The 5,619-nt window shown below is 51.0% G+C and carries 1 tRNA gene and 3 rRNA genes; all 4 read left to right on the forward strand.

The annotated features are described in order from the left end of the window. Positions 1-403 precede the first annotated feature (403 nt). The 4 genes from PHACT_RS15895 to rrf all read left to right on the forward strand — a co-directional run bounded on the left by PHACT_RS15895 (position 404) and on the right by rrf (position 5,535). Positions 404-1,942 (forward strand): 16S ribosomal RNA (locus PHACT_RS15895). A 72-nt stretch (positions 1,943-2,014) separates the two neighbouring features. Continuing rightward, positions 2,015-2,090 (forward strand) — tRNA-Ala (locus tag PHACT_RS15900). Between the two features lie 216 nt (positions 2,091-2,306). Further along, positions 2,307-5,199, forward strand: a 23S ribosomal RNA gene (locus tag PHACT_RS15905). Between the two features lie 220 nt (positions 5,200-5,419). Further along, a 5S ribosomal RNA gene (gene rrf / locus PHACT_RS15910) occupies positions 5,420-5,535 on the forward strand. The 16S, 23S and 5S rRNA genes sit together here with 1 tRNA gene alongside, the layout of an rRNA operon. Positions 5,536-5,619: the final 84 nt, after the last annotated feature.

Raw genomic sequence — 5,619 nt, forward strand, 5'->3', positions numbered from 1 at the left:
ACTGTGGCATAATGCGCGCCCTTGACGAGATAACACCCTGGTCAAGGTTGGCAGGACAGCAGTATTTTCAGATGGAATTGTTGGCGATGAGCTGGCAAAGAAAGTGAAAAAAAGTGCTTGCCAGATTGCTTGAAACGCGTATAATACGCGGCCTCTTAGCCACGAAGGCTGAGGCGGAAAAGTTCTTTAAAAGACAGAGATTAAGTAATAGAGGTGGGTGCTTGCCGAGGTATTTTTGCGCAATCGTAAAGATATCAAAGGGAAGCAACCGCGTTAATTATCAGCCCTCCCAAGGGTTGATGATTTAAGTCAATAGACAGTAGTTGTAAACTTTGAGCATGATTTTAACTTGAGTGAATTGTCGGTTAAGTAGTACGGCGAGTAAGCTTGAGTGTAAAACCTTAAACTGAAGAGTTTGATCATGGCTCAGATTGAACGCTGGCGGCAGGCTTAACACATGCAAGTCGAGCGGAAACGATGGGAGCTTGCTCCCAGGCGTCGAGCGGCGGACGGGTGAGTAACGCGTAGGAATCTGCCTGGTAGTGGGGGATAGCTCGGGGAAACTCGAATTAATACCGCATACGCCCTACGGGGGAAAGCAGGGGATCTTCGGACCTTGCGCTATCAGATGAGCCTGCGTCGGATTAGCTAGTTGGTGGGGTAAAGGCCCACCAAGGCGACGATCCGTAACTGGTCTGAGAGGATGATCAGTCACACCGGAACTGAGACACGGTCCGGACTCCTACGGGAGGCAGCAGTGGGGAATATTGGACAATGGGGGCAACCCTGATCCAGCCATGCCGCGTGTGTGAAGAAGGCCTTCGGGTTGTAAAGCACTTTAAGCAGGGAGGAAAGGGGCAAGACTAATAATCTTGTCAGTTGACGTTACCTGCAGAATAAGCACCGGCTAACTTCGTGCCAGCAGCCGCGGTAATACGAAGGGTGCAAGCGTTAATCGGAATTACTGGGCGTAAAGCGCGCGTAGGCGGTTTGGTTAGTTGGATGTGAAAGCCCAGGGCTCAACCTTGGAACTGCATCCAATACTGCCAGGCTAGAGTACGGGAGAGGGGGGTAGAATTCCACGTGTAGCGGTGAAATGCGTAGAGATGTGGAGGAATACCGGTGGCGAAGGCGGCCCCCTGGATCGATACTGACGCTGAGGTGCGAAAGCGTGGGGAGCAAACAGGATTAGATACCCTGGTAGTCCACGCCGTAAACGATGTCAACTAGCCGTTGGGAGCGTAATGCTCTGAGTGGCGCAGCTAACGCACTAAGTTGACCGCCTGGGGAGTACGGTCGCAAGATTAAAACTCAAATGAATTGACGGGGGCCCGCACAAGCGGTGGAGCATGTGGTTTAATTCGACGCAACGCGAAGAACCTTACCTGGTCTTGACATCCCAAGAACTTTCCAGAGATGGATTGGTGCCTTCGGGAACTTGGAGACAGGTGCTGCATGGCTGTCGTCAGCTCGTGTCGTGAGATGTTGGGTTAAGTCCCGTAACGAGCGCAACCCTTGTCCTTATTTGCCATCATTTAGTTGGGCACTCTAAGGAGACTGCCGGTGACAAACCGGAGGAAGGTGGGGACGACGTCAAGTCATCATGGCCCTTACGACCAGGGCTACACACGTGCTACAATGGTTCGTACAAAGGGTTGCCAAGCCGCGAGGTGGAGCTAATCCCATAAAACGAATCGTAGTCCGGATCGGAGTCTGCAACTCGACTCCGTGAAGTCGGAATCGCTAGTAATCGTAAATCAGAATGTTACGGTGAATACGTTCCCGGGCCTTGTACACACCGCCCGTCACACCATGGGAGTGGGTTGCAAAAGAAGTGGGTAGCATAACCTTCGGGAGTGCGCTCACCACTTTGTGATTCATGACTGGGGTGAAGTCGTAACAAGGTAGCCGTAGGGGAACCTGCGGCTGGATCACCTCCTTAAAAAGATAGCACTTAGATGCTTCGGACAAGTGCTCACCTCTATTACTTAATCCTGAATTTTGAAGACAACTTGGGGCTGTAGCTCAGCTGGGAGAGCGCCTGCCTTGCACGCAGGAGGTCAGCGGTTCGATCCCGCTCAGCTCCACCAATTTGTTCTTTAACAATCGATGAATGAAGACAATTTATAGACGATACAGTTGATACTGTTTATTGCAGAGACGATCTGTGATGAGCGTTTTAGTATTGATTGTATGGTTGATAAAGTGTTTATTGCTGAATTAAATTTATACAAGCGCAAACTATTCTGTACGATCGAAGGCGAGTTTGTCTGTGTGGCTGAAGATGTAAGAGTCTGAGGTTATATGGTCAAGCAATTAAGCGTACGTGGTGGATGCCTTGGCAGCCAGAGGCGATGAAGGACGTGGTAGGCAGCGAAATGCTTCGGGGAGCCGTCAAACAGGCTTTGATCCGGAGATGTCCGAATGGGGAAACCCGGCCCACTTGTGGGTCATCCATAACTGAATACATAGGTTATGGAGGCGAACGCGGGGAACTGAAACATCTCAGTACCTGCAGGAAAAGAAATCAATTGAGATTCCCTAAGTAGCGGTGAGCGAACGGGGATTAGCCCTTAAGTTAGATCAGTGTTAGTGGAACGGTCTGGAAAGTCCGGCGACAGTGGGTGATAGCCCCGTACACGAAAATGCTGTTTTAATGAAAACGAGTAGGTCGAAACACGTGTAATTTTGACTGAATATGGGGGGACCATCCTCCAAGGCTAAATACTCCTGGCTGACCGATAGTGAACTAGTACCGTGAGGGAAAGGCGAAAAGAACCCCGGTGAGGGGAGTGAAATAGACCCTGAAACCGCGTACGTACAAGCAGTAGGAGCAGACTTGTTCTGTGACTGCGTACCTTTTGTATAATGGGTCAGCGAGTTAATGTCAGTAGCAAGGTTAACCGTATAGGGGAGCCGTAGGGAAACCGAGTCTTAACTGGGCGAAATAGTTGCTGGCATTAGACCCGAAACCGGGCGATCTACCCATGGCCAGGTTGAAGGTGCCGTAACAGGCACTGGAGGACCGAACCGTAATCTGTTGAAAAAGATTCGGATGAGCTGTGGGTCGGAGTGAAAGGCTAATCAAGCCCGGAGATAGCTGGTTCTCCTCGAAATCTATTTAGGTAGAGCCTCGTGGAATTGACTGCTGGGGGTAGAGCACTGTGTCGGCTAGGGGGTCATCCCGACTTACCAACCCGATGCAAACTCCGAATACCAGTAAGTTTTATCACGGGAGACAGACGGCGGGTGCTAACGTCAGTCGTCAAGAGGGAAACAACCCAGACCGCCAGCTAAGGTCCCAAATATCAGTTAAGTGGGAAACGATGTGGGAAGGCTTAGACAGCTAGGAGGTTGGCTTAGAAGCAGCCATCCTTTAAAGAAAGCGTAATAGCTCACTAGTCGAGTCGGCCTGCGCGGAAGATATAACGGGGCTCAAACTGATAACCGAAGCTGCGGATGTGTGCTTAGGCACATATGGTAGAGGAGCGTTGTGTAGGCCGTTGAAGGTGAATCGAGAGGTTTGCTGGAGGTATCACAAGTGCGAATGCTGACATGAGTAACGATAAGAGGGGTGAAAAACCCCTCCGCCGGAAGATCAAGGTTTCCTGTCCAACGTTAATCGGGACAGGGTGAGTCGGCCCCTAAGGCGAGACCGAAAGGTGTAGTCGATGGGAAATCGGTTAAAATTCCGATACCGGCTGTTATTGCGATGGAGTGACGGAGAAGGCTAGGCCAGCGCGGCGTTGGTAGTCCGCGTTTAAGGTTGTAGGCTGGTGACTTAGGTAAATCCGGGTTGCTAAGGCCGAGAACTGATGACGATCTTACTTTTTAGTGAGAGAAGTGGTTGATGCCATGCTTCCAGGAAAACCTTCTAAGCTTCAGATAACAGACGACCGTACTGTAAACCGACACAGGTGATCAGGTAGAGAATACCAAGGCGCTTGAGAGAACTTGGGTGAAGGAACTAGGCAAAATGGTACCGTAACTTCGGGAGAAGGTACGCTCTTTTTGGTGAAGCATTTACTGCGTAAGCTGAGGAGAGTCGAAGTGACCAGGCCGCTGCAACTGTTTATTAAAAACACAGCACTCTGCAAACTCGTAAGAGGAAGTATAGGGTGTGACGCCTGCCCGGTGCCGGAAGGTTAATTGATGGGGTTAGCTTAGGCGAAGCTCTTGATCGAAGCCCCGGTAAACGGCGGCCGTAACTATAACGGTCCTAAGGTAGCGAAATTCCTTGTCGGGTAAGTTCCGACCTGCACGAATGGCGTAATGATGGCGGCGCTGTCTCCACCCAAGACTCAGTGAAATTGAAATCGCTGTTAAGATGCAGTGTACCCGCGGCTAGACGGAAAGACCCCGTGAACCTTTACTATAGCTTCACACTGGACTTTGACACTATCTGTGTAGGATAGGTGGGAGACTTTGAAGCGGCAGCGCTAGCTGTCGTGGAGTCATCCTTGAAATACCACCCTGGTATTGTTGAGGTTCTAACTCAGTCCCTGAAACGGGGACGAGGACCGTGTGTGGTGGGTAGTTTGACTGGGGCGGTCTCCTCCCAAAGAGTAACGGAGGAGCACGAAGGTACCCTAAGAGCGGTCGGAAATCGCTCATTTAGTGTAATGGCATAAGGGTGCTTGACTGCGAGAGCGACGGCTCGAGCAGGTACGAAAGTAGGTCATAGTGATCCGGTGGTTCTGAATGGAAGGGCCATCGCTCAACGGATAAAAGGTACTCCGGGGATAACAGGCTGATACCGCCCAAGAGTTCACATCGACGGCGGTGTTTGGCACCTCGATGTCGGCTCATCACATCCTGGGGCTGAAGCCGGTCCCAAGGGTATGGCTGTTCGCCATTTAAAGTGGTACGCGAGCTGGGTTTAGAACGTCGTGAGACAGTTCGGTCCCTATCTGCCGTGGGCGTTGGAGATTTGAGAGGAGCTGCTCCTAGTACGAGAGGACCGGAGTGGACGAACCTCTGGTGTTCGGGTTGTCACGCCAGTGGCATTGCCCGGTAGCTACGTTCGGACAGGATAACCGCTGAAAGCATCTAAGCGGGAAGCCCCCCTCAAGACGAGATCTCCCTGGGGATTTAATCCCCCTAAAGTGCCGTTGAAGACCACGACGTTGATAGGCTGGGTGTGTAAGTGCAGTGATGCATTGAGCTAACCAGTACTAATTGCACGTGAGGCTTGACCATATAATCGCAGGTTTTTGCATCCATCAAGATGTAAGCAACCGGTTATATGAGACAAACAGCTTTGATTGATACAGATAGAGCTTGTATAAAGCGCTGTGCTAGTGAGTCTAAAGACGCTAGAGAGCCGATTCAGCAAAAACAGAACACAATCTTCATTCATCAGATTGTCAAAGGGTAAACGATGGCATGCTGACAACAGCGCATGTGCATCAACGGTTTGCCTGACGACCATAGCGAGTATGAACCACCTGATCCCATCCCGAACTCAGAAGTGAAAGTACTCAGCGCCGATGGTAGTGTGGGGTCTCCCCATGTGAGAGTAGGACATCGTCAGGCATTAATAAGCGAAAAAGGGCCACCCCATGCGGGGTGGCCCTTTTTTTTTGTTCGCCGATTGACGATGTCCTACGGGAGAGTAGG

It is taken from the genome of Pseudohongiella acticola, assembly GCF_001758195.1.
Taxonomy (GTDB): Bacteria; Pseudomonadota; Gammaproteobacteria; order Pseudomonadales; family Pseudohongiellaceae; genus Pseudohongiella; species Pseudohongiella acticola.